Origin of the sequence: Citrobacter sp. (genome assembly GCF_050252275.1) — a bacterium.
Taxonomy (GTDB): Bacteria; Pseudomonadota; Gammaproteobacteria; order Enterobacterales; family Enterobacteriaceae; genus Citrobacter_A; species Citrobacter_A amalonaticus.
This window is the reverse complement of record NZ_JBFWLF010000001.1, coordinates 13,842-36,787: the sequence shown is the minus strand read 5'-3', so window position 1 is coordinate 36,787 and position 22,946 is coordinate 13,842. Positions and strand designations below refer to the sequence as shown.

At 57.4% G+C, this 22,946-nt stretch carries 21 protein-coding genes; 14 read left to right on the top strand and 7 right to left on the bottom strand.

Annotated elements, in window-relative coordinates; all coding sequences use genetic code 11:
- Positions 1 to 6 precede the first annotated feature (6 nt).
- From meaB to modE, 3 genes are all read right to left on the bottom strand, one after another.
- A complete protein-coding gene (gene meaB, locus AB7E14_RS00180) occupies positions 7 to 1,002 on the bottom strand; it encodes a methylmalonyl Co-A mutase-associated GTPase MeaB (RefSeq protein WP_316961884.1) in 996 nt (331 codons plus the stop codon).
- Positions 995 to 3,139, bottom strand: coding sequence for a methylmalonyl-CoA mutase (gene scpA / locus AB7E14_RS00175; protein WP_216081667.1), 2,145 nt, complete (start codon positions 3,137 to 3,139; stop codon positions 995 to 997). The genes meaB and scpA overlap by 8 nt, the downstream gene beginning before the upstream one ends.
- Before the next feature lie 192 nt (positions 3,140 to 3,331).
- A complete protein-coding gene (modE, locus tag AB7E14_RS00170) occupies positions 3,332 to 4,120 on the bottom strand; it encodes a molybdenum-dependent transcriptional regulator (RefSeq protein ID WP_216081666.1) in 789 nt (262 codons plus the stop codon).
- A gap of 128 nt (positions 4,121 to 4,248) precedes the next feature.
- Here modE and AB7E14_RS00165 point away from each other — a divergent pair, with 128 nt between their 5' ends.
- The 4 genes from AB7E14_RS00165 (at position 4,249) to modC (ending at position 7,153) form a co-directional block, all read left to right on the top strand.
- Complete coding sequence (locus AB7E14_RS00165) at positions 4,249 to 4,398, top strand: AcrZ family multidrug efflux pump-associated protein (RefSeq protein WP_043001322.1); 150 nt, start codon at positions 4,249 to 4,251, stop codon at positions 4,396 to 4,398.
- Positions 4,399 to 4,629: 231 nt separating this feature from the next.
- Complete coding sequence (gene modA, locus AB7E14_RS00160) at positions 4,630 to 5,403, top strand: molybdate ABC transporter substrate-binding protein (protein ID WP_090048663.1); 774 nt, start codon at positions 4,630 to 4,632, stop codon at positions 5,401 to 5,403.
- Positions 5,403 to 6,092, top strand: a complete 690-nt coding sequence (modB, locus tag AB7E14_RS00155; protein ID WP_428169280.1) for a molybdate ABC transporter permease subunit — start codon at positions 5,403 to 5,405, stop codon at positions 6,090 to 6,092. Before modA ends, modB begins: the two co-directional genes overlap by 1 nt.
- 2 nt (positions 6,093 to 6,094) lie before the next feature.
- Positions 6,095 to 7,153 carry a molybdenum ABC transporter ATP-binding protein ModC gene (modC, locus tag AB7E14_RS00150; RefSeq protein ID WP_043001319.1) on the top strand — a complete coding sequence of 353 codons (1,059 nt, stop codon included), beginning with the start codon at positions 6,095 to 6,097 and terminating at the stop codon, positions 7,151 to 7,153.
- Here the strand turns inward: modC and AB7E14_RS00145 are convergent, their stop codons facing one another.
- On the bottom strand, positions 7,154 to 7,972 hold the full coding sequence (locus AB7E14_RS00145) for a pyridoxal phosphatase (protein ID WP_316961883.1): 819 nt from the start codon (positions 7,970 to 7,972) through the stop codon (positions 7,154 to 7,156).
- A gap of 162 nt (positions 7,973 to 8,134) precedes the next feature.
- On the opposite strand from AB7E14_RS00145, the gene pgl reads away from it, so the two are divergent.
- Positions 8,135 to 9,130 carry a 6-phosphogluconolactonase gene (pgl, locus tag AB7E14_RS00140; protein ID WP_316961882.1) on the top strand — a complete coding sequence of 332 codons (996 nt, stop codon included), beginning with the start codon at positions 8,135 to 8,137 and terminating at the stop codon, positions 9,128 to 9,130.
- Between the two features lie 66 nt (positions 9,131 to 9,196).
- Here pgl and AB7E14_RS00135 read toward each other — a convergent pair whose 3' ends face one another.
- Entirely contained in the window at positions 9,197 to 10,480 is a 1,284-nt protein-coding gene (locus tag AB7E14_RS00135) for a putative acyl-CoA thioester hydrolase (protein ID WP_044328847.1), read from the bottom strand.
- Positions 10,481 to 10,703: 223 nt separating this feature from the next.
- Between AB7E14_RS00135 and hutI the strand changes: the two genes are divergently transcribed.
- The 5 genes from hutI (at position 10,704) to hutH (ending at position 16,992) form a co-directional block, all read left to right on the top strand.
- Positions 10,704 to 11,927: an imidazolonepropionase gene (gene hutI, locus AB7E14_RS00130; RefSeq protein WP_316961881.1), complete on the top strand. Its 1,224-nt coding sequence runs from the start codon at positions 10,704 to 10,706 to the stop codon at positions 11,925 to 11,927.
- Entirely contained in the window at positions 11,924 to 12,865 is a 942-nt protein-coding gene (gene hutG, locus AB7E14_RS00125) for a formimidoylglutamase (RefSeq protein ID WP_316961880.1), read from the top strand. The genes hutI and hutG overlap by 4 nt, the downstream gene beginning before the upstream one ends.
- A 24-nt stretch (positions 12,866 to 12,889) precedes the next feature.
- Positions 12,890 to 13,615 (top strand): histidine utilization repressor, encoded by a 726-nt coding sequence (locus tag AB7E14_RS00120; protein WP_046401467.1) that lies wholly within the window; start codon positions 12,890 to 12,892, stop codon positions 13,613 to 13,615.
- Between the two features lie 169 nt (positions 13,616 to 13,784).
- Positions 13,785 to 15,470, top strand: a complete 1,686-nt coding sequence (hutU, locus tag AB7E14_RS00115) for a urocanate hydratase (protein ID WP_044256469.1) — start codon at positions 13,785 to 13,787, stop codon at positions 15,468 to 15,470.
- A gap of 1 nt (position 15,471) precedes the next feature.
- Positions 15,472 to 16,992 (top strand): histidine ammonia-lyase, encoded by a 1,521-nt coding sequence (hutH, locus tag AB7E14_RS00110; RefSeq protein ID WP_316961879.1) that lies wholly within the window; start codon positions 15,472 to 15,474, stop codon positions 16,990 to 16,992.
- A 94-nt stretch (positions 16,993 to 17,086) separates the two neighbouring features.
- Here the strand turns inward: hutH and AB7E14_RS00105 are convergent, their stop codons facing one another.
- Complete coding sequence (locus AB7E14_RS00105) at positions 17,087 to 17,563, bottom strand: kinase inhibitor (RefSeq protein WP_043001310.1); 477 nt, start codon at positions 17,561 to 17,563, stop codon at positions 17,087 to 17,089.
- A gap of 58 nt (positions 17,564 to 17,621) precedes the next feature.
- Positions 17,622 to 18,911: an adenosylmethionine--8-amino-7-oxononanoate transaminase gene (gene bioA, locus AB7E14_RS00100; protein ID WP_316961878.1), complete on the bottom strand. Its 1,290-nt coding sequence runs from the start codon at positions 18,909 to 18,911 to the stop codon at positions 17,622 to 17,624.
- A gap of 76 nt (positions 18,912 to 18,987) precedes the next feature.
- Between bioA and bioB the strand changes: the two genes are divergently transcribed.
- Genes bioB through bioD form a run of 4 tightly spaced genes read left to right on the top strand, consistent with a single transcriptional unit; the run spans position 18,988 to position 22,600 of the window.
- Positions 18,988 to 20,028, top strand: a complete 1,041-nt coding sequence (gene bioB / locus AB7E14_RS00095; RefSeq protein WP_142764947.1) for a biotin synthase BioB — start codon at positions 18,988 to 18,990, stop codon at positions 20,026 to 20,028.
- Positions 20,025 to 21,182, top strand: a complete 1,158-nt coding sequence (gene bioF / locus AB7E14_RS00090) for an 8-amino-7-oxononanoate synthase (RefSeq protein ID WP_428169279.1) — start codon at positions 20,025 to 20,027, stop codon at positions 21,180 to 21,182. The genes bioB and bioF overlap by 4 nt, the downstream gene beginning before the upstream one ends.
- On the top strand, positions 21,166 to 21,921 hold the full coding sequence (gene bioC, locus AB7E14_RS00085) for a malonyl-ACP O-methyltransferase BioC (RefSeq protein WP_316961877.1): 756 nt from the start codon (positions 21,166 to 21,168) through the stop codon (positions 21,919 to 21,921). Before bioF ends, bioC begins: the two co-directional genes overlap by 17 nt.
- The gene (gene bioD, locus AB7E14_RS00080; protein ID WP_046401466.1) at positions 21,914 to 22,600 is read left to right on the top strand and encodes a dethiobiotin synthase; all 687 of its coding nucleotides are present in this window, start codon (positions 21,914 to 21,916) and stop codon (positions 22,598 to 22,600) included. The genes bioC and bioD overlap by 8 nt, the downstream gene beginning before the upstream one ends.
- Positions 22,601 to 22,946: the final 346 nt, after the last annotated feature.

Here is a 22,946-nt window from a genome sequence, read left to right as displayed (position 1 = left end):
TTCTCTTTATGCAAAGTAATGATTCTGAAGGTATTCGCTGATTCGCTGAAGGCCAGCGCGCGGCGAGAGACGGTTGTTTTTGACGGCCTGCTGCGTCAGGTGGTAGTAGTGGTCGAAGTCGTCACGGGAGAACAGCAGTCGCAACGCCTCGGCTTCCGTCTGCTTTTGCAACCAGGCAATTTCCTGCAACTGGCGCACCTGTTGCAGCCGTCCGCTGGAGGTCATCTGTGTTCTGAAATCGCAGATGGTCTGCCAGACCTCGTCAATCCCACGTTTTTCCAGCGCGCTACAGGTCAATACCTGCGGCTGCCACTCGGCATATTTATGCCGCACAATATGCAGTGCGCTTTCGTACATATGGCGGGCGATGGCGACACGGTTATGGTTTTCCCCGTCATCCTTGTTGATGACAATCACGTCCGCCATTTCCATGATCCCTTTTTTGATGCCCTGCAGGTCGTCGCCGCCGCCGGCTATCTGTAACGACACAAAGCAGTCCACGATCTGGGCAATTTCTGTTTCCGATTGTCCAACGCCGACGGTTTCGATAATCACAACGTCGAAGCCCGCCGCTTCGCACAACAGCCCCAGCTCTCGTGCATGCAGACAGGCTCCACCCAGATGCCCGCGGGAGGGGGCCGGACGGATGAAGGCGGCATCCGATCGCGCCAGTTCGGTCATCCGCGTTTTGTCGCCAAGGATGCTGCCACCGCTGATTGGACTGCTGGGGTCGACGGCAATCACCGCCACGCGCAGTCCGTCGCGGATCAGTCGCGTACCGAAAGCCTCCAGAAAGGTGCTTTTCCCGGCCCCCGGCGTACCCGTGATCCCCAGACGCAGCGCGTTGCCGGTGAAAGACATTATGGCATCCAGCAGTTGTGCGCTCAGCGCCTGGTGACGAGGGTGCTGACTTTCAATCAGCGTCATGGCCTGGGCGAGCGTCGCCCGCTCGGCCTGGCGTAATCGCCGCACGGTGTCAGCCAGCGTGGATTCACTAATCATGATGCTGACTTATCCGTTTCAGTACGTCGCGTACGCTTTCCAGCATTGGAGTGCCGGGTCCATAAATGGCCGCCACGCCGCGCTCCTCCAGGAAGGCGTAATCCTGGGGAGGGATCACGCCGCCGGCGACCACGCAGATATCGTCGCGTCCCCATTTTTTCAACGCGTCGACCAGTTCCGGGATGAGCGTTTTATGACCGGCCGCGAGCGATGAGGCGCCGACGACGTGTACATCGTTTTCTACCGCCAGGCGGGCGATCTCTTCCGGAGTGGAGAACATCGGGCTGAGATCGACGTCGAAGCCGAGATCGGAATAGGCGCTGGCGATCACTTTTGCGCCGCGATCGTGACCATCCTGACCCATTTTGGCGATCAAAATGCGCGGACGACGTCCGCGGTCTGCCAGGAACTGCTCTGTTTGCGCAACAATGGCGTCAAACTCGCAGGCCGATTGGTTGGACTGATGGTAGCTCTGCGCAATCACCCCAGTGACGCACTGGCTAGGCACCAGATAACGGTCAAACGCCGACTCCAGCGCGTCGGAGATCTCACCCAGCGTGGCGCGGACGCGTGCGGCGTTCACGGCGGCGGCCAACAGGTTTTCATGATGCAATGCGGCGTGAGTCAACGCCGCCAGCGCCGCGTGAACGGCGGCATCATCGCGGGTCGCGCGGATCCGCGTCAGAGAGGTGATCTGCTCGTTGCGCACCTTGACGTTGTCGATCTCCAGGACGGTCGTGTCGTCCTCTTTTTCCAGCTTGTATTTGTTGACGCCGACAATGACGCGTTTGCCCTGGTCGATCAGTGATTGCTCGCGGGCTGATGCTTCTTCAATCATCCGTTTCGGTAACCCGGCTTCGATAGCCTTTGCCATCCCGCCCGCGTCGTCGATCTGCTGGATGATGGCCCGCGCCTGTTTAACAATGTGATCGGTCAACGACTCCACATAGTAAGAGCCAGCCAGCGGATCCACGGTGCGGCAGATTTCTGATTCCTCTTGCAGGATGATTTGCGTGTTACGCGCGATGCGGGCAGAAAAGTCGGTGGGCAGACCGAGTGCTTCGTCAAAGGCGTTGGTATGGAGTGACTGGGTGCCGCCAAGCGTGGCGCCGAGCGCTTCGATAGTGGTACGGATCACGTTGTTATAGGGATCCTGTTCGGTCAGGCTCCAGCCGGAAGTCTGGCAGTGGGTACGAAGGGCTAACGATTTCGGGTCTGCTGCGCCGAAGCCGCTCACCGCTTCGCTCCACAGATAACGCGCCGCGCGCAGCATGGCGACGTTCATGAACAGATCCATGCCGATGCCAAAGAAGAACGAAAGGCGGGGCGCAAAGTCATCAATGTTCAGCCCGGCTGAAAGGGCGGCTTTGATGTATTCAATACCATCCGCCAGGGTAAAAGCGACCTGTTGCACGCAGTTGGCGCCCGCTTCGCCCATATGGTAGCCGCTGATGCTGATGGTATTAAAGCGTGGCATGTTGCCCGAACACCAGGCGATGATGTCGGCAATAATGCGCATGGAGGGTTTCGGTGGGTAAATGTAAGTATTACGGCACAGGTATTCTTTCAGAATATCGTTCTGAATGGTGCCGGTAAGCTGTTTCGGCGAAACGCCTTGCTCTTCCGCGGCCACGATATAAAAAGCCATTACTGGCAGCACCGCGCCGTTCATGGTCATTGATACCGACATCTTATCCAGCGGGATCTGGTCGAACAGTATCTTCATGTCTTCAACGGTATCGATCGCCACACCGGCCTTCCCGACATCGCCTGCGACGCGTGGATTATCGGAATCATAGCCGCGGTGGGTGGCAAGATCGAAGGCGACAGAAAGGCCTTTTTGCCCGGCGGCAAGGTTGCGACGATAGAAGGCGTTAGATTCTTTGGCGGTAGAGAAGCCCGCGTACTGACGAATGGTCCACGGTTGCGCGGTATACATGGTAGCGCGTGGGCCGCGAACGTAAGGCGGCAGGCCGGGAAGGGTGCCGGTGACCTCCAGTTTATCGAGGTCGGCTTTGGTGTACAGCGGCTTGATGGCAATGCCTTCCGCTGTCTGTGTGACCAGCGACTCGACGGTTTTATTCCGCCGGCTGAGCTCCTTGTTGGCGAGTGTCTGCCACTCTGATAAGTCTGACATATTTTGCTCCGTATTCCGCAATAAAAAGAGGGGATTGCGAGTACGATGAGCTTTTTACTGTCCTCTGTCGCCAGCAAAAAATAGCCAACGATGCGTCGTTTTTTGCCGGGTGGAATTATTCATCCTGTAATGAATTTCAAAGAAAAATTTACGGCGGGTAACATCCCGCCGTAATCACCGTGGTGGCGATACTTAGCACAATGTTGCGATAATTACCCTGTCGGCGTTGAAATACGCCGTCACATTCGTGCCTTCCGTCAGCGTGGCGGCGGCGTCCAGCGGCACGGTGGCGCACAACGTCTGACCGTCCGGTAGCGCCATCAGTACTTCACACTGCTCTGTACCGCGTTCAATATAATTGATAATGCCCTGGAGCTGGTTATCCGCCGCCTGGGCGATGGCGTCGTCCTGGGTAATCCCCACCCACGGCGCTTTCAGCAGCACGAGAACCTCTTTGCCTTCATCAAGCCCTAAACGCTCGCCGCTCTGGGCGGTAATGGCCACTTTCAGTCGTGTTTCACCATCGGCTAACAGCACGTCGACATGCTGCTGCACCTGATCGCGATCGCGGGCGGTAATGGTGCCAAACCACTGGTTGCGCGCACTGGTCTGCAGAGAAAAACGCGAGATGGCCGCCAGCAGGCTGTTGAGCGGCAGCACGTCATCGTCGCTTAAAACATCGAAGGCTTTTTGCTGAATCTGCGCCAGCAGATCGTAGAGCTGGATCAGACGCTGACCGTAGCGGGTTAACACCGCTCCGCCGCCGCCTTTACCGCCTGTCGCACGCTCGACCAGCGTTTGCTCGCTGAGAAGATTCATTTCATTAATGGCGTCCCAGGCGCTCTTATAGCTGATGCCTGCGTCTTTCGCGCCCTGACTAATGGAACCGGAAAGCGCAATGTGCTTGAGCAAAGAGATGCGTCGGGGATCGGCGAACAGTTTTTGCTGAAGTTTCAGGGTAAGAAGGATTTCGGCTTGCATAACAAGATCCTGGCAAAAAGGGTATTGTGACGGAAAACTGCAGAGACGCAAAGCCGACCGCACAAAAGGGGAGTGCTTTTCTCAGTGATGCGGTTAGAATACTACAAGGACTATATCAGGAGTTGACCATGTTAGAGTTATTGAAAAGTCTGGTATTCGCCGTAATCATGGTACCTGTGGTGATGGCCATCATCCTGGGTCTGATTTACGGTCTCGGTGAAGTGTTCAACATTTTCTCCGGTATCGGTCAGAAAAACCAGTCCAGACAGAATCATTGATTTCCCAAACGCCCGCTCAGTCGGGCGTTTTTGTTTCTCATCTTTCAAACCGTATCTTCGTTGGTTGTGCCTCAATGCAGTGCGCACCCCATTGGGATTGTTTCTCAAGTTCTCCTTATTCCTGCCGATATTTTCTTTGCGTAACCTCTTAGTGGTATCAATAACTTCTGGGAAAATCGTTGCTTTATCGTTATATTCATAAATACATAACGATATGCAAAGGAGTTACAAATGGCTCGTACCTGGTTACGCCTGTTTGCTGGGGCAACCTTATCGTTGTCGGTTGCTGGACAAACGCTGGCGGATGAAGGGAAAATCACCGTGTTTGCCGCAGCGTCATTGACTAATGCGATGCAGGATATCGCGGCAGAGTACAAAAAAGAGAAGAATGTCGACGTGGTCTCCTCTTTTGCGTCGTCTTCCACGCTGGCTCGCCAGATAGAAGCCGGTGCGCCAGCAGATCTGTTCATTTCTGCCGATCAGAAATGGATGGATTACGCGGTAGATAAGAAAGCGATTGATACCGCAACGCGTCAGACGCTGCTGGGCAACAGCCTTGTGGTGGTGGCGCCAAAAGCCAATGAGCAGAAAGCGTTTACGATTGACAATAATACCCACTGGACGACGCTGCTGAACGGTGGACGTCTGGCGGTAGGCGACCCGGAACACGTTCCGGCGGGGATCTACGCGAAAGAGGCGCTGCAGAAACTGGGGGCCTGGGAGACGCTGTCACCGAAACTGGCTCCGGCGGAAGATGTGCGCGGCGCGCTGGCGCTGGTCGAGCGTAACGAAGCACCGTTGGGCATTGTTTACGGCTCTGACGCGGTTGCCAGTAAAGGCGTTAACGTCGTGGCCACCTTCCCGGAAGATTCGCACAAAAAAGTGGAGTACCCCATCGCGATTGTCGATGGACACAAAAACGCCACGGTCAGCGCGTTCTATGATTACCTGAAAGGACCGCAGGCTGCTGAAATCTTTAAACGTTACGGATTTACGACCAAGTAATGATATTGACCGATCCTGAATGGCAGGCCGTGCTTCTGAGCCTGAAAGTGTCTTCCCTGGCCGTGTTGTTTAGTTTGCCGTTTGGGATCTTCTTTGCCTGGCTGCTGGTGCGCTGCACTTTCCCAGGCAAAGCCCTGCTAGACAGCGTACTGCATCTGCCGCTGGTATTACCGCCGGTGGTGGTCGGTTATTTGCTGCTGATTTCGATGGGACGGCGCGGATTTATCGGCCAGTGGCTGTACGACTGGTTCGGCATAACCTTTGCCTTCAGCTGGCGCGGCGCGGTACTGGCGGCGGCAGTGATGTCTTTTCCGCTGATGGTGCGGGCTATCCGACTTGCGCTGGAAGGGGTGGATCTTAAGCTTGAGCAGGCCGCCCGGACGCTGGGGGCGGGACGCTGGCGCGTCTTCTTCACCATTACTCTTCCGCTGACGCTGCCTGGCATTATCGTCGGGACGGTACTGGCGTTTGCCCGTTCGCTCGGCGAGTTTGGTGCGACGATTACCTTCGTTTCCAATATTCCCGGCGAAACCCGCACCATTCCTTCGGCGATGTATACCCTGATTCAGACGCCGGGCGGTGAAAGCGCTGCGGCAAGGCTGTGTCTTATTTACATCGTACTGGCGCTGATTTCGCTGTTAATTTCTGAATGGCTGGCGCGACTCAGCCGTGAGCGGACGGGGCGATAATTATGCTGGAACTCAATTTCTCTCAGACGCTGGGGACCCACTGCGTCTCGCTCAACGAAACGCTGCCCGCCAGCGGTATCACCGCGATATTTGGCGTCTCTGGTTCTGGAAAAACCTCGCTGATCAATGCCATCAGTGGCCTGACGCGACCGCAGAAAGGGCGCATTGTACTCAACGGACGGGTGCTGAATGACACGGAAAACCACATCTGTCTGACCCCGGAAAAACGCCGGATAGGCTACGTTTTTCAGGATGCGCGCCTGTTTCCCCATTATAAAGTGCGTGGCAACCTGCGTTACGGCATGGCGAAAAGTATGGCCGGCCAGTTCGATAAGCTGGTGGCGCTATTGGGTATTGAGCCTCTGCTCGACAGACTGCCGGGCGGCCTCTCCGGCGGTGAAAAACAACGTGTGGCGATTGGCCGGGCGCTGTTGACCGCGCCGGAACTGCTACTCCTGGATGAACCGCTCGCCTCGCTGGATATTCCGCGTAAGCGTGAACTGTTGCCCTATCTGCAACGGCTGGCGCGGGAGATCAATATTCCCATGCTCTATGTCAGTCACTCGCTCGATGAAATTCTCCATCTGGCCGATAACGTTATGGTGCTGGAAGACGGTCAGGTGAAGGCGTTTGGCGCGCTGGAAGAGGTCTGGGGGAGCAGCGTGATGCATCCATGGCTGCCGAAAGAACAGCAGAGCAGCATCCTGAAAGTGAGCGTACTTGAGCATCATCCGCATTACGCGATGACGGCGCTGGCGCTGGGTGATCAGCATCTATGGGTCAATAAGCTCAATGAGCCGCTGCAGGCCTCGCTGCGCATTCGCATTCAGGCGTCGGATGTCTCGCTGGTGCTACAGCCGCCGCAGCAGACCAGCATTCGTAATATCCTGCGCGCGAAGGTGATCCACTGCTACGACGATAACGGGCAAGTGGAAGTTCAGCTTGAGGTGGGAGGTAAAACGCTGTGGGCTCGCATTAGCCCATGGGCCAGGGATGAACTGGGGATCAAAGCTGGCCTCTGGCTGTACGCGCAGATTAAGAGTGTATCGATAACCGCCTGATTACAACAGGTGGGTGTAGATGAATTTTGCGATGCTGTCGGTAGTGTTGTCGCCGATGACGACGTTGGCGCGTGCTTTGATTGCGTCGTCAGCATTGCCCATCGCCACGCCGGTACCAGCCGCTTCCAGCATACTGATGTCGTTGTAGTTATCCCCGAAGGCAATTACGTTTTCCATCGACCCGCCCTGAGATTCAACCCACTGGGTCAGGCGTTTGCCTTTGCTGTTACCCTGACGAGCAATATCGACCTGATCGTGCCAGGACCATTCGCACTCAAGGCCCAACAGCTCTTCGACATGCTTGCCAAATTGCTGCAGCTTAGGGATATCGTCGTCTGTCAGAGCGAACTTCCACACCGCGTTGACATCGTTCGCCGCCTGCGCCAGTGAAGGCACCTGGGTGAAGATCGGGCGCTGTTCGGGTGGCAACGTCTGCGCCCAGTTTGAGGTGCGAATGACATGGCCGGTCGGGTGCTCATACAGCATGGCGTCATCGACATACATCAGGCCGTGAATCTGATGCGCTTCCAGCAGCGTAATAAGCTGTAGCGCCTGGTTAACCGGCAAGGGATCGGCTGCGAGAACATTTTTTGCGTGATAATCATACAAATAGGTGCCATTACAGCAAATTGCAGGTGTATCCAGTGCCAGTGCCTGATAAAAAGGATGAATTGCGACGTGATGACGCCCGGTGACGATGATAAGTTGGTAGCCTGCCTCCCTGGCGCGCGACAGTGCTTCGACAGACGAGGGGAGCAGGGTTTTTTGCGGGGTTAGCAAGGTTCCATCTAAATCAAGGGCAATCACGCGAGCGGTCATATCGTCATCCCGATTAACATTGAAGTTTTGTCTGCCTGAATGGTACACCGGGACGGGGAGCAGGCAAAATTTTGTGCGTATATTCAGCATTCACCGTTAAAAGCGACTACGTTAAGCTGTATTCCATTTTTGCAGCCAGTTGCCTAAAGCAGAGGAGCATTCATGAAGCAAACCGTTTATACCGCCAGCCCTGAAAGCCAACAGATCCATGTCTGGAGCCTGAATCATGATGGCGCATTGAAGCTGGTACAGGTGGTTGATGTGCCCGGGCAGGTTCAGCCGATGGTGGTCAGCCCGGATAAACGTTATCTCTACGTGGGCGTGCGTCCTGAATTCCGCGTACTGGCTTACCGGATTGCGCCGGATGATGGTGCGCTGACGTTTGCCGCAGAATCCGCGCTGCCGGGTAGCCCGACACACATTTCAACCGATCATCATGGCCGTTTTGTTTTTGTTGGCTCCTATAACGCGGGTAACGTCAGCGTCACCCGTCTGGAAGACGGCCTGCCGGTTGGGCTGGTGGATGTGGTGGAGGGAATGGATGGCTGTCACTCCGCCAATATCTCCCCGGACAACCGCACCCTGTGGGTGCCTGCGCTGAAGCAGGATCGTATCTGCCTGTTTACCCTCAGCGATGACGGTAAGCTGGTGGCACAAGAGCCTGCGGAAGTGACCACCGTTGAAGGGGCCGGTCCGCGCCATATGGCGTTCCACCCGAATCAGCAATATGCCTACTGCGTCAACGAGCTCAACAGCTCTGTGGACGTCTGGGAACTGAAAGATCCGCACGGTGATATCGAATGCGTGCAAACGCTGGACATGATGCCGGCTGATTTCTCCGACACCCGCTGGGCGGCGGACATTCACATTACGCCGGATGGTCGTCATCTGTATGCCTGTGACCGTACCGCCAGCCTGATTACCGTGTTCAGCGTTTCAGAAGATGGCAGCGTGTTAACCAAAGAAGGCTTCCAGCCAACCGAAACGCAGCCGCGTGGTTTCAACGTTGACCATAGCGGGAAATACCTGATTGCTGCCGGACAGAAGTCACACCATATCGCGGTGTACGAGATTGCCGGTGAGCAGGGGCTGTTAACGGAGAAGGGACGTTATGCGGTAGGCCAGGGCCCGATGTGGGTGGTGGTTAACGCGTATTAATAGGGGGCGCTTTTTAGCCAACCGATAAATAAAAACCGGCATCCTGTGATGCCGGTTTTTTTATGCTTATTGCTTCGGCGCAGCCACGACTTTGCTGCCCACACCGCGGTTATTGTATTCCCACATGCGGTTAAAGTTGGTGTCGTTCAGGTTACGCTGGATTTCGCCTTTATCATCCTTCGCCCCGGTATTGCCCGCGAATGGACGTTTAGAGATCACGGCGTCAGCCCACGGCTGTGCCATGTTAAAGCCCTCGTTAATCACGCTATCACGGATCACGACCTGACCGTTGGTGTTGCCGTCGACATCCAGTGCGCGACCCAACTGCGCCACGCCGTCACCGGCGGCGGTAAAGCGGCTGTTGGTGGCGAGGAAACCGTAATAAATGTTCGCAAGCGTTGCAGGCGCGAAGACGTACGCTTCCTGTTGAGTACGCGAGTTCACTACGCGGAAGTCGGTGTTATCGAACACCACCGCGCCGCGACCGGAAACGATATCCACATCACCTTCGATATAGCTGTTGGTCACCAGGGTACGCGGCTGGCGATTATTTTCCAGACGGTTCTGCACGCCGCTGTTGGTCACAAAGAAGGTGTTCTGGCGGCCCAGAATGTTCACATTATTGATTTGAACTTTGTCACCGTCGGTGCGCAGCGCAACGGCCGGGTGGTTACCCGCATCCACGCTATCGCCAAGATTGTTTTCAACGGTCAGATTCTGCAACTGCAGGCCATTATTCTGTGACCACAATACCGCTGAACACATCACGCCGATAGTCGCGCCGCGTTTGCTCTGGCAGTTGTCAAACATGTACCAGGCCGGTTTACCAGGCATATATTTCCCGCCCGGATTCACCGTATGACGCCAGTCAGCGGTGCTCATTTCACCATCAATTGCTGCGCCAATCTTCACGTCCAGCGGTTTCTCACCCGTTCCGTACAGCGTCAGGCTGCCTGGTGCCGCAGGGATATAGACAGTCCCCTGATACTCACCTGGCATAATCGCAATGTACTGACGTTTGTTGGTGCGCGTGGTGATTGCCGCATCCACCGCCGCCTGAATGGTGGTGTGGGTAACGCCTTGCGTACCGGCCGGGCCGACCACAAAGTCAGGCTGTGCAGGCAGAGAAATTGAAGATGGCGTCCACGGCGCGGTGTTCGGCGTCAGGGAAGAAAAATAGTTTTTAGCGACAAAATTCTGCGCTTCATTCGCCGATAAAATCGGGCGCGAGGAGGTTCCTGGCGCGGTTTGATCGGAAGGAATTTGATCCGGCGGGGTAGAGCTACAGGCGGTCAGCGTCACGCCAAAAGCCAGTGCCAGCGCCAGACGGGAAACTGATGATGTGTTCACGAGTTGCTCCGGGCTATAAAAGTATCCATTGAAGCCTGCTTTTTTATACTAAGTTGAGCAAAACAGAAAGGTGAAAAGCTAAAAAGTTGTTTTTTAAACCCCTCCTCGCGGATTCGGGTACTGTCAAAGTCACAATTAAATAACATATTTGCCTGGGATGATTGACTTCCCGCGTGCGATCTCAAATAAATGTCTATACAACCTAAGACAAGCTGGAGAAAGCATGGAACCCCTGTTACCTGATGATACGCTCTGGCGAAACCTGCGCCTGGCGACGCTCGATCCGGCGCAGACGGCACCGTATGGCATGCTGGACCATCATGCGCTGATTATCCGTAAGGGAAGGGTGCTGGCGATTGTGCCAGAGGCTTCACTCCCGACTGCGCATGCCAATACGCATGACCTGCAAGGACGTCTGGTGACGCCTGGGTTGATTGATTGTCACACTCATCTGGTGTTTGGCGGCAATCGCGCCAGCGAGTGGGAGCAACGGTTGAACGGCGTTTCTTATCAGCAGATTAGTGCGCAGGGCGGCGGGATTAACGCCACCGTGACGGCGACGCGTGCCGCGACGGAGGAGGCGCTTTTTGCCTCTGCTCAGGCGCGGATCGCGCGTCTGATGCGCGAGGGCGTGACGCTGCTGGAAGTGAAATCCGGCTATGGGCTGAATGCGACAGCCGAAGAAAAGATGCTGCGCGTCGCGGCCCGCCTGGCCGAAGAGAATCTTATCGAAATCAGCCCCACGCTGTTGGCGGCCCATGCCGTGCCGGTTGAGTATCGGGACAATCCTGACGGCTATATCACCCACGTCTGCGAAACGATACTGCCGCAGCTATGGGAAAAGGGGCTGTTTGAAGCGGTCGATCTGTTCTGTGAGAGCGTGGGGTTTACCCTGGCGCAAAGCGAGCGGGTATTGCGCGCGGCGCAGGCGACGGGCATTCCGGTCAAAGGGCATGTCGAGCAGTTGTCTCTGCTGGGTGGAGCGCAACTGGTCAGTCGCTATCATGGGCTTTCTGCGGATCACATTGAATATCTTGATGAAGCGGGCGTGGCCGCGATGCGTCACAGCGGCACCGTTGGCGTACTGCTGCCGGGGGCGTTCTATTTCCTTAAAGAGACGCAGCATCCGCCCGTTGAGTTGCTGCGCCGTTACCAGATACCTATGGCGGTGGCGACCGATTTCAACCCCGGCACCAGTCCCTTTATCAGCTTGCATCTGGCGATGAACATGGCCTGCGTTCAGTTCGGACTGACGCCGGAAGAGGCATGGGCGGGCGTCACCCGTCATGCCGCTCAGGCGCTGGGCCGCCAGGCGACGCACGGACAGCTAAAGGCGGGTTACGTTGCCGATTTTAACGTCTGGGATGCGCAAAACCCGGTGGAGATCCTCTATGAGCCTGGGCGCAACCCGCTGTATCTACGCATATTTCGAGGACAAATCACATGACGCAATGGGAAGCGGCTGCCCCTGAACTGTGGCGGGGGCGAGATGACAGCGGCGAAGCCGCAAACGCGCTGCGCCTGTTTCAGACGATCGATCGCAGCCTGACGTTTTCGCCAGAGCGATACCGCGACAGGATCGCGCTGCTCGGCTTTGCCTGCGATGAGGGGGTCAAGCGTAATCATGGGCGTCCTGGTGCCGCCGGTGCGCCGGACGCGCTGCGTTCAGCACTGGCTAACCTGGCGAGTCACGCGGGACACGAGCGACTGGTGGATATGGGGAATCTGCTGGCCCCGACAGCGGATCTGGAAGGGGCGCAGCAAGCACTACGTGATGCGGTCTGTCAATGTCAGCAGGCGGGGATGCGCACCTTCGTTCTTGGCGGCGGGCACGAAACGGCATTCGGTCATGGGGCGGGCGTTTTCGATGCATTCCCTGGCGAGCGGGTAGGGATCATTAATCTCGACGCGCATCTGGATCTGCGTAACGCCGGGCGGGCAACCTCAGGCACGCCGTTTCGTCAACTGGCGCAGCTTTGCGACCAGCAGCAGCGTGAGTTCCGCTATGCGTGCATCGGCGTTAGCCGGGCGGCAAACACCCAGGCGCTGTGGGATGAGGCGCACAAGCGCAACGTGCTGGTGGTGGAAGATTTGCAGTGTAATGACGCCCACGCTCAGCTGGCGGCGTTTATCAGCGAGGTGGATAAACTCTATCTGACTGTCGATCTCGACGTCCTGCCCGTTGGAGAGATGCCAGCCGTATCGGCGCCTGCGGCGCTGGGCGTACCGTTGGCGACCCTGCTGAAATTGATTGAACCTGTTTGCCGCAGCGGTAAGCTCCAGGCGGTGGATGTGGTTGAATTTAATCCGCGCTTTGATAATGATGGCAGGTCGGCACGCGTGGCGGCGCGGCTTGGCTGGCAAATCGCCCACTGGTGGCAGTAATCGATTGATAAGGTAAACATTCCCATGACACTTTCTCGGCCTCGTTCTGCTCCCGCGCCGTTTTATGAGACGGTTAAACGCGAGATTAGCGAAAAGATCGCCAGCGGCGTCTGGCAGCCGCACGATCGTATTCCGTCGGAAGCGGAGCTGGTGGCGCAGTACGGCTTCAGCCGGATGACCATCAACCGGGCGCTGCGTGAACTGACTGACGAAGGGGTGCTGGTGCGCCTGCAGGGGGTGGGAACCTTTGTCGCGGAGCCGAAAGGCCAGTCCGCGCTGTTTGAAATTCGCAGTATTGCCGACGAAATTGCCGCACGGGCGCATCGGCATCACTGCGAGGTGCTGATTCTGGAAAAGAAACCGGCCAATGCGCGGCAGGCAGCGGCGCTGAAGGTGACGGAAGGTACGCCGATTTTTCATTCTGTGATGGTACATTTTGAAAACGACCAGCCGGTACAGATTGAAGATCGCTGTGTGAATGCCGACATTGTGCCGGAATATCTGGCGCAGGATTACAGCCAGACCACGCCGCATGCATATTTGTCGCTGATTGCCCCGCTGACGGAAGGGGAGCACATTGTTGAAGCGGTGCGCGCCACGACGCAAGAGTGTGCGTTACTCGACATCGGCGAGACCGATCCTTGCCTGCTCATTCGTCGTACCACCTGGTCCGCCTCGCAGATCGTTTCTCACGCGCGGTTGCTCTTTCCAGGCTCTCGTTACCGCTTGCAGGGCCACTTCTCCTCCTGACGCACGCGGACTGAAAGCGTGATTGCTGACGCAATATAACAAAAATGTATCTTATTTGTTAAATTGTGCCTTGTTATGTCTTGTATAGACAAGTATATATTTACCTCACACCCGATCATTCCCTTTGCCGGATAAACCTTTTCCGGCATGTCCGTGAGGAGTCGTTGTTATGTCTCATAGCAAGTTTCGTCAGCAAGATATCCGCGCCCCGCGAGGGACAACGCTGACGGCCAAATCCTGGCTGACCGAAGCGCCATTGCGCATGTTAATGAACAACCTGGACCCCGACGTCGCCGAGAACCCACATGAGCTGGTGGTGTACGGCGGTATAGGCCGCGCGGCCCGGAACTGGGAATGCTATGACGCGATTGTCAACGCCTTGACCCAACTGGAAGAGGACGAAACGCTGCTGGTCCAGTCCGGTAAACCGGTAGGCGTGTTCAGAACCCATCAGAACGCCCCGCGTGTGCTCATTGCCAACTCCAACCTTGTTCCGCACTGGGCGACCTGGGAGCATTTCAATGAACTGGATGCGAAAGGGTTGGCGATGTACGGACAGATGACGGCCGGAAGCTGGATCTATATCGGCAGTCAGGGAATTGTGCAGGGCACTTATGAAACATTTGTTGAAGCGGGACGGCAGCACTACGACGGCGACCTGCGCGGGCGTTGGGTGTTAACCGCCGGGCTCGGCGGCATGGGCGGCGCGCAGCCACTGGCGGCGACGCTGGCAGGCGCCTGTTCCCTGAACATTGAATGTCAGCAGAGTCGTATCGATTTTCGTCTGCGCACTCGTTATGTCGATGAACAGGCGACATCTCTTGATGATGCGCTGGCGCGTATCGAAAAATACACCCGCGAAGGTCAAGCCGTATCGATTGCTCTGTGCGCCAATGCGGCGGATGTGGTGCCCGAACTGGTGAAGCGCGGTGTGCGTCCGGACATGGTTACCGACCAGACCAGCGCTCATGACCCGCTGCACGGTTATCTGCCTTCCGGCTGGGACTGGGAAACCTATCAGCAAAAAGCGCTCGCCGATCCACAGGGTACGGTAGAGGCAGCGAAGCGCTCGATGGCAAAACACGTGGAGGCGATGCTGGCGTTCAACGACATGGGCGTACCGACGTTCGATTACGGCAACAACATTCGTCAGATGGCTAAAGAGATGGGCGTGGAAAACGCTTTCGCCTTTCCTGGCTTCGTACCGGCCTATATTCGCCCGCTGTTCTGCCGCGGCATTGGGCCGTTTCGCTGGGTGGCGCTTTCCGGCGATCCGCAGGATATTTATAAAACCGACGCCAAAGTGAAAGCGATCGTGGCGGATGACGAACATCTCCACCGCTGGCTGGACATGGCGCGGGAGCGCATTAATTTTCAGGGGCTGCCAGCGCGTATCTGCTGGGTGGGGCTCGAATGGCGGCAAAAACTGGGTCTGGCATTCAACGAAATGGTGCGCAAGGGGGAAGTGTCTGCGCCAATTGTGATCGGTCGCGACCACCTGGATTCTGGCTCTGTCGCCAGCCCCAACCGAGAAACCGAAGCGATGCGCGATGGTTCTGACGCCGTCTCCGACTGGCCGCTGCTCAATGCGCTACTCAACACGGCCAGCGGGGCGACCTGGGTATCGCTGCATCACGGCGGCGGTGTGGGAATGGGCTTCTCACAGCATGCCGGGATGGTCATTGTCTGTGACGGTAGCGATGAAGCCGCCGAGCGCATTGCCCGGGTTTTGCATAACGATCCGGCGACCGGCGTAATGCGTCATGCGGATGCGGGCTACGATATTGCCGTGGCGTGCGCTGTGGAACAAGGGCTGAATCTGCCGATGGTTGCGGCAACGCAGGGGAAACGCTGATATGAATACCATGACCTTAACGCCGGGCCATCTGAGTTTTTCACAACTACGCGAAGTCTGGCAGCAGCCGGTTAAACTGCGCCTCGACGCCAGCGCTATTGACGGCATTAACGCCAGCGTGGCCTGCGTCAACACCATTGTCGCTGAGGGCCGCACGGCCTACGGCATTAACACCGGCTTTGGTCTGCTGGCGCAGACGCGCATCGCCAATGAGGATCTGCAAAACCTGCAACGTTCGCTGGTGCTGTCGCATGCGGCAGGCGTGGGTGATGCCTTAGATGACGCACTGGTGCGCCTGATCATGGTGCTGAAGATAAACAGCCTTGCGCGCGGCTTTTCTGGTATTCGTCTTAGCGTGATAGAGGCGCTGATTGCGCTGGTGAACGCCGAAGTCTGGCCGCACATCCCGGCGAAAGGATCGGTAGGCGCCTCCGGTGATCTAGCGCCGCTGGCCCATATGTCGCTCACGCTGCTGGGGGAAGGAAAGGCGCATTGGCAGGGGGAATGGTTACCGGCGACGGAAGCGTTAAAAAAAGCCGGCCTGGAGCCGATTACGCTGGCAGCGAAAGAAGGGCTGGCGTTACTTAACGGCACACAGGCATCGACGGCGTTTGCGTTACGCGGACTGTTTGAAGCACAAGAGCTGTTCGCGTCGGCTGTCATGTGCGGATCGTTAACCACCGAAGCGGTGTTAGGGTCTCGCCGTCCGTTTGATGCGCGTATTCACGCCGCGCGGGGGCAGCGTGGACAGATCGACGCGGCGGCGCTGTATCGCCATGTATTGACGGAGACCAGCGCGCTGTCTCAGTCGCACCACAATTGCGAAAAGGTGCAGGACCCGTATTCTCTGCGCTGTCAGCCGCAGGTGATGGGCGCATGTCTGACACAGATGCGTCAGGTGATGGACGTACTGCTGGCGGAAGCCAATGCGGTCTCCGATAATCCGCTGGTTTTTGCTGAGCAGGGAGACGTTATCTCAGGCGGTAATTTCCATGCTGAACCGGTGGCGATGGCGGCAGATAATCTGGCGCTGGCGATTGCTGAAATTGGCGCGTTGTCCGAACGCCGTATTGCGCTGATGATGGATAAGCATATGTCGCAGTTGCCGCCTTTCCTGGTTAAAAACGGGGGCGTGAACTCCGGCTTTATGATTGCCCAGGTGACGGCGGCGGCGCTTGCCAGCGAGAACAAAGCGCTGGCGCATCCGCACAGCGTGGACAGCCTGCCAACGTCGGCGAATCAGGAAGATCATGTCTCGATGGCACCGGCGGCAGGGCGCAGGTTGTGGGAAATGGCGGCGAATACTCGCGGCGTGCTGGCCGTCGAATGGCTGGCCGCGTGTCAGGGGATCGATTTGCGTGAAGGATTAACGTCAAGCCCGCTGCTGGAGCAGGCGCGAACGGTATTACGTGAGCAGGTTGCGCATTACACCCAGGACCGCTTCTTCGCCCCGGATATTAAGCGTGCGACAGAATTGCTTGCACAGGGGGCGTTGCTGCAGTTCGTGCCGGAATTTCTTTGAACCGCGCCGGATGGCGCTAACGCTTATCCGGCCTGTGAATCCCTCCCGCAGGCCGGATAAGCCGCGTGAGCGTCGTCATCCGGCACAACAGCGATCAACTGAACATCGCGGTAATTGAGGCGCTGGCAAGCGAGTGGAAATGGACGTTAAATCCGACCATCGCCCCGCTGGCACCTTCATCGACGTCAATCCTGTCCACATCCAGCGCGTGAACGGTAAAGATATAGCGGTGGGTTTCGCCTTTTGGCGGCGCCGCGCCGCCATAGCCCGCTTTACCGAAATCGGTTCGTGTCTGGATAACGCCGTCTGGCACAGCGACCAGCCCGGAGCCATAGCCCTGGGTAAGAACACGGGTATCGGCCGGTAAATTAGCCACCACCCAGTGCCACCAGCCAGAGCCGGTCGGTGCATCGGGGTCGAAACAGGTCACCACGAAACTCTTCGTTCCGGCAGGCACTTCATCCCAGGCCAGATGCGGGGAAATATTATCCCCTTCATAACCCATACCGTTAAAGACATGGCGGAGGGGGAGTTTTTCCCCGTCGCGAAAATCGTTGCTGATTACTTTCATGCACTCTCCTTAATTCTCGCCAAAAAGTGTAGCCAGAAACCGCACAGCTTACCGCCAGTTACCCGTTAAAAAATGTTTCGTCGCGCACAGCGTCGTTCACGGCCTGCGTCAGGCGGCGCAGTTGCTCTGGCTGGATGAGATACGGCGGCATCAGGTAGATGAGTTTGCCAAACGGGCGGATCCACACACCCTGTCGCACAAAGAATTTCTGCAGGGCCGCCATATTAACCGGATGCGTCGTCTCCACCACGCCAATCGCCCCCAGCACGCGGACATCAGCCACCCATGGCGATGTCTGCGCCGGGGTGAGTTCCTGGCGTAACTGGGCTTCAATGGACGAGACCTGCGCCTGCCAGTCGCCGGATTCGAGTAGTGACAGGCTGGCGGTCGCCACCGCGCAAGCCAGCGGATTGCCCATAAACGTCGGACCATGCATAAAACAGCCCGCCTCGCCGTTGCTGATGGTTTCCGCCACCTGGCGGGTGGTCAGGGTGGCGGAAAGGGTCATCGTTCCGCCGGTCAGCGCTTTTCCCAGACACAGAATGTCGGGCGCGATCCCGGCGTGTTCGCAGGCAAACAGTTTGCCCGTGCGGCCAAATCCGGTGGCGATTTCATCCGCAATCAGCAGAATGCTTTCACGGTCGCACATTTTGCGGATACGGCGCAGCCACTCCGGATGGTACATCCGCATTCCGCCCGCGCCCTGAACAATCGGCTCGAGAATCACTGCCGCAATGTCATGACGATGTGCGGCCATCAGGCGCGCGAAGGCCACCATATCGCGCTCATCCCACTCGCCGTCCATTCGACTTTGCGGCGCAGGGGCAAACAGGTTTTCCGGCAGATAGCCCTTCCACAGGCTGTGCATGGAGTTATCTGGATCGCAGACCGACATCGCGCCGAAGGTATCGCCGTGATAGCCGTTACGGAACGTCAGGAAGCGCTGACGGGATTCCCCTTTGGCCTGCCAGTATTGCAGCGCCATTTTCATCGCCACTTCCACCGCGACGGAACCGGAATCGGCGAGGAACACGCATTCCAGCGACGCGGGCGTCATGGCGACCAGTTTACGGCACAGGTTGACGGCGGGGGCATGCGTGATCCCGCCAAACATCACATGCGACATGGCGTCAATCTGCGTTTTCATCGCCGCATTGAGCTGCGGATGGTTGTAGCCGTGAATCGCGGCCCACCACGACGACATGCCATCAATCAGGCGTTCACCGCTGGATAAAATCAGTTCGCAGCCCTCGGCCCGTTCAACAGGATAGACCGGTAGCGGGGAGGTCATAGAGGTGTAGGGGTGCCAGATGTGGCGCTGATCAAACGTGAGATCGTCCGTTGTCATAATCGACTTGTAAACCAAATTAAAAAGATTTAGGTTTACAAGTCTACACCCTTATCACCACAAAACGTATAAAATTATGACCACTCATTCTCGCTGGACGCTGTCGCAAGTCACCGAATTATTTGAAAAACCGCTGCTGGATCTGCTGTTCGAGGCGCAGCAAATCCACCGTCAGCATTTCGATCCTCGTCAGGTGCAGGTCAGCACGCTGTTGTCGATCAAAACCGGCGCCTGCCCGGAAGACTGCAAATATTGTCCGCAAAGTTCGCGTTATAAAACCGGCCTTGAAGCTGAGCGGCTAATGGAAGTTGAGCAGGTGCTGGAGTCGGCGCGCCAGGCGAAGAACGCCGGTTCCACTCGTTTCTGCATGGGGGCGGCGTGGAAGAACCCGCACGAGCGCGACATGCCATATTTGCAGCAGATGGTTCAGGGGGTGAAAGCGCTGGGACTGGAAGCCTGCATGACGCTTGGCACACTCGATGAATCACAGGCGCAACGGCTGGCGGAGGCGGGGCTGGACTATTACAACCACAACCTCGACACCTCGCCGGAATTTTACGGCAACATCATCACCACCCGTTCCTACCAGGAGCGACTCGACACGCTGGACAAAGTACGCGAGGCCGGGATCAAAGTCTGTTCCGGCGGCATCGTCGGCCTGGGCGAAACGGTGACCGATCGCGCCGGGCTGCTCCTGCAACTGGCAAACCTGCCGACCCCGCCGGAAAGTGTGCCGATCAACATGCTGGTGAAAGTGAAAGGTACACCGCTGGCAGATAACGATGACGTCGACGCATTTGATTTTATTCGCACCATTGCCGTGGCGCGCATCATGATGCCGACCTCGTATGTGCGCCTGTCTGCCGGTCGCGAGCAGATGAATGAACAAACGCAGGCCATGTGCTTTATGGCTGGCGCCAACTCTATTTTCTACGGCTGCAAACTGCTCACCACGCCAAACCCGGCAGAGGACAAAGATCTTCAGCTTTTCCATAAGCTGGGGCTGAATCCGCAGCAAACGGTGGTGCTCGCCGGGGATAACGAGCAGCGTGCGCGTCTGGAGCAGGCGCTGCTGACACCGGATACTGACGATTACTACAACGCGGCTGCCGTATGACCTGGCAACACAAAATCGACGATGCGCTGGCGGCGCGTCGTTCGGCGGATACGTTGCGCCGACGTTATGCGGTAGCGCAGGGAGCCGGTCGCTGGCTGGAGACGAATGACCGGCGCTATCTCAATTTTTCCAGCAATGATTATCTGGGGTTGAGTCATCATCCACATATCCTTCGCGCCTGGCAGCAGGGGGCGGAGCGGTTTGGCGTCGGCAGCGGCGGATCGGGCCACGTCAGCGGTTATTCCATTGCCCATCAGCAACTGGAAGAGGAACTGGCCGACTGGCTGGGCTATCCGCGCGCGTTACTGTTTATTTCCGGTTTCGCCGCAAACCAGGCGGTGATTACCGCGCTGATGGAAAAGGATGACCGGATTGTCGCTGACCGTCTCAGCCATGCTTCGCTGCTGGAAGCGGCCAGTCTTTGCCCGGCGCAGCTTCGCCGTTTTACCCATAACGACGCCTCGCATCTCACGCGCCTGCTTGACGCCCCCTGTTCCGGGCGACAACTGGTGGTGACCGAAGGCGTGTTCAGCATGGATGGCGACAATGCGCCGCTTGTGGACATTCAGCAGGCTGCACAGGCGCGTGATGCCTGGCTGCTGGTGGATGATGCCCACGGCATTGGCGTCAGTGGAGAAGAGGGGCGCGGGAGCTGCTGGCAGCAGCGGGTAAAACCGGAGTTATTGGTCGTAACATTCGGCAAAGGCTTTGGCGTCAGCGGTGCGGCGATTCTGTGCTCTGAAAGCGTTGCCGACTATCTGCTGCAGTTCGCCCGTCATCTGATTTACAGCACCAGCATGCCGCCCGCGCAGGCGATGGCGTTACAGGCGTCACTTTCGGTGATTCGCAGCCAGGAAGGTGACGCACGAAGGGAGAAACTGACTGCGCTGATCCAGCGCTTCCGCTCGGCTCTCATCCATCCCGATTTCATGCTGGCGCAGTCGCACAGCGCCATCCAGCCGCTGATTGTCGGCGAAAATGCGCGCGCGTTACAGCTGGCGGACACCTTACGTCGTCAGGGATGTTGGGTCACGGCGATCCGTCCTCCGACCGTGCCCGCCGGGACAGCCCGTCTGCGACTGACCTTAACTCAGGCGCATGAGCCTGAGGATATCGACCGATTGCTGGAGGTGCTGCATGGGGCAGGTAAATAAACAGGCAATCGCGGCGGCGTTTGGTCGTGCGGCAGCGCACTATGAGCAGCACGCCACATTGCAGCGCCTGAGCGCCGACGCGTTGCTGGCGCAACTGCCGGAACGCCCATTTTTACAGGTACTGGATGCCGGCTGCGGGCCGGGGCGTTTGAGTCGCTACTGGCGCGAGCTGGGGAGTCAGGTCATCGCGCTGGATCTCTCTGCCCGCATGCTGGACGAGGCACGTCGCCAGGACGTGGCGCATCACTATCTCACCGGCGACATTGAGTCACTGCCGTTAGCCAGCGCAACGTTTGACCTGGCCTGGAGCAATCTGGCCGTGCAATGGTGTAACAGTCTGCATCAGGCGCTGAGCGAACTGTATCGGGTCGTGCGCCCCGGTGGCTGCGTGGCCTTCACCACGCTGGCCCAGGATTCGCTACCGGAGCTTCATCAGGCCTGGCGCGCGGTGGATGGGCGGGCGCACGGCAACCGGTTTTTATCCCGCGAGGCGCTGTGTGAAGCGATGCACGGCTGGCAGGGGCATCATCAATCAATCTCCCTGACGCTGGAGTTTGATGACGCCCTGAGCGCTATGCGCTCACTGAAAGGCATCGGCGCGACCCATTTACACGAGGGGCGCGAGCCGCGCGTCTTAACCCGCTCACAGTTGCAGCAGCTTCAACTGGCCTGGCCGCAGCGGCAGGGGAAATATCTGCTGACCTACCATCTTTTTGCAGGAGTGATTACACGTGACTAAACGTTATTTTGTCACCGGTACCGATACGGAGGTCGGTAAAACCGTCGCCAGTTGTGCGCTGCTCCAGGCGGCGCGCAGTCTGGGTTATCGGACGGCCGGGTATAAACCTGTCGCATCAGGTAGTGACATGACGCCAGAGGGACTGCGCAACAGCGACGCCCTGGCGCTTCAGCGCAATAGCAGTCTGGCGCTGGACTACGCGGCGGTGAATCCTTACACCTTCGCGGAACCCACCTCGCCGCATATCATCAGCGCTGATGAGGGAAGGCCAATTCGTGCTGATGTGATGTCAGACGGCCTGCGCGCGCTGGACGCGCAGGCTGAGTGGCTGCTGGTGGAAGGTGCTGGCGGCTGGTTTACCCCGCTTGCGGAGGATTTTACCTTCGCTGATTGGGTGCAGATCGAGCGCCTGCCGGTGGTCCTGGTCGTCGGCGTGAAGCTGGGGTGTATAAACCATGCGATGCTGACCGCGCAGGCGGTACAGCAGGCAGGACTTCCGCTTGTCGGGTGGGTGGCGAATGACGTCACGCCGCCGGGAAAACGCCATCATGAGTATTTGGCGACGCTTAAACGGGTCATCCCTGCGCCATTGTTAGGCGAAATCCCGTGGCTGGCGGCGGGAGCCGAAAATGCGGCCACAGGACAATATCTGGATCTCGCTTTACTCGCGGGTGAGTAAAAGGCGAAATTGCGAGCAAGATCTCGCCTGCCAGGGGCACTTCTTTAGCTGATAAAAATCAAAATTTAGCGATAATTTTTTTTTATGTGCTGCCTGGTAGGTTGGACCGGGAATTTGCCAGGCGGCAGACCATATGGCCTGCAGGCAGTTATCCACCATTCCTGTGGATAACCTTGTGTATTAGAGTTAGAAAACACAAGGCAAGCGAGAGAATACGCGGCTTCCAGCCGAATTGGTGCGAAAGGCGTCTTTATAAAATATCCTTTAATTTACAGCGCGTTAGATAAAATCAATGGCTGTCATATTGTGGTCATTGAATGCAATAAAACTTTCATCACACATCTTG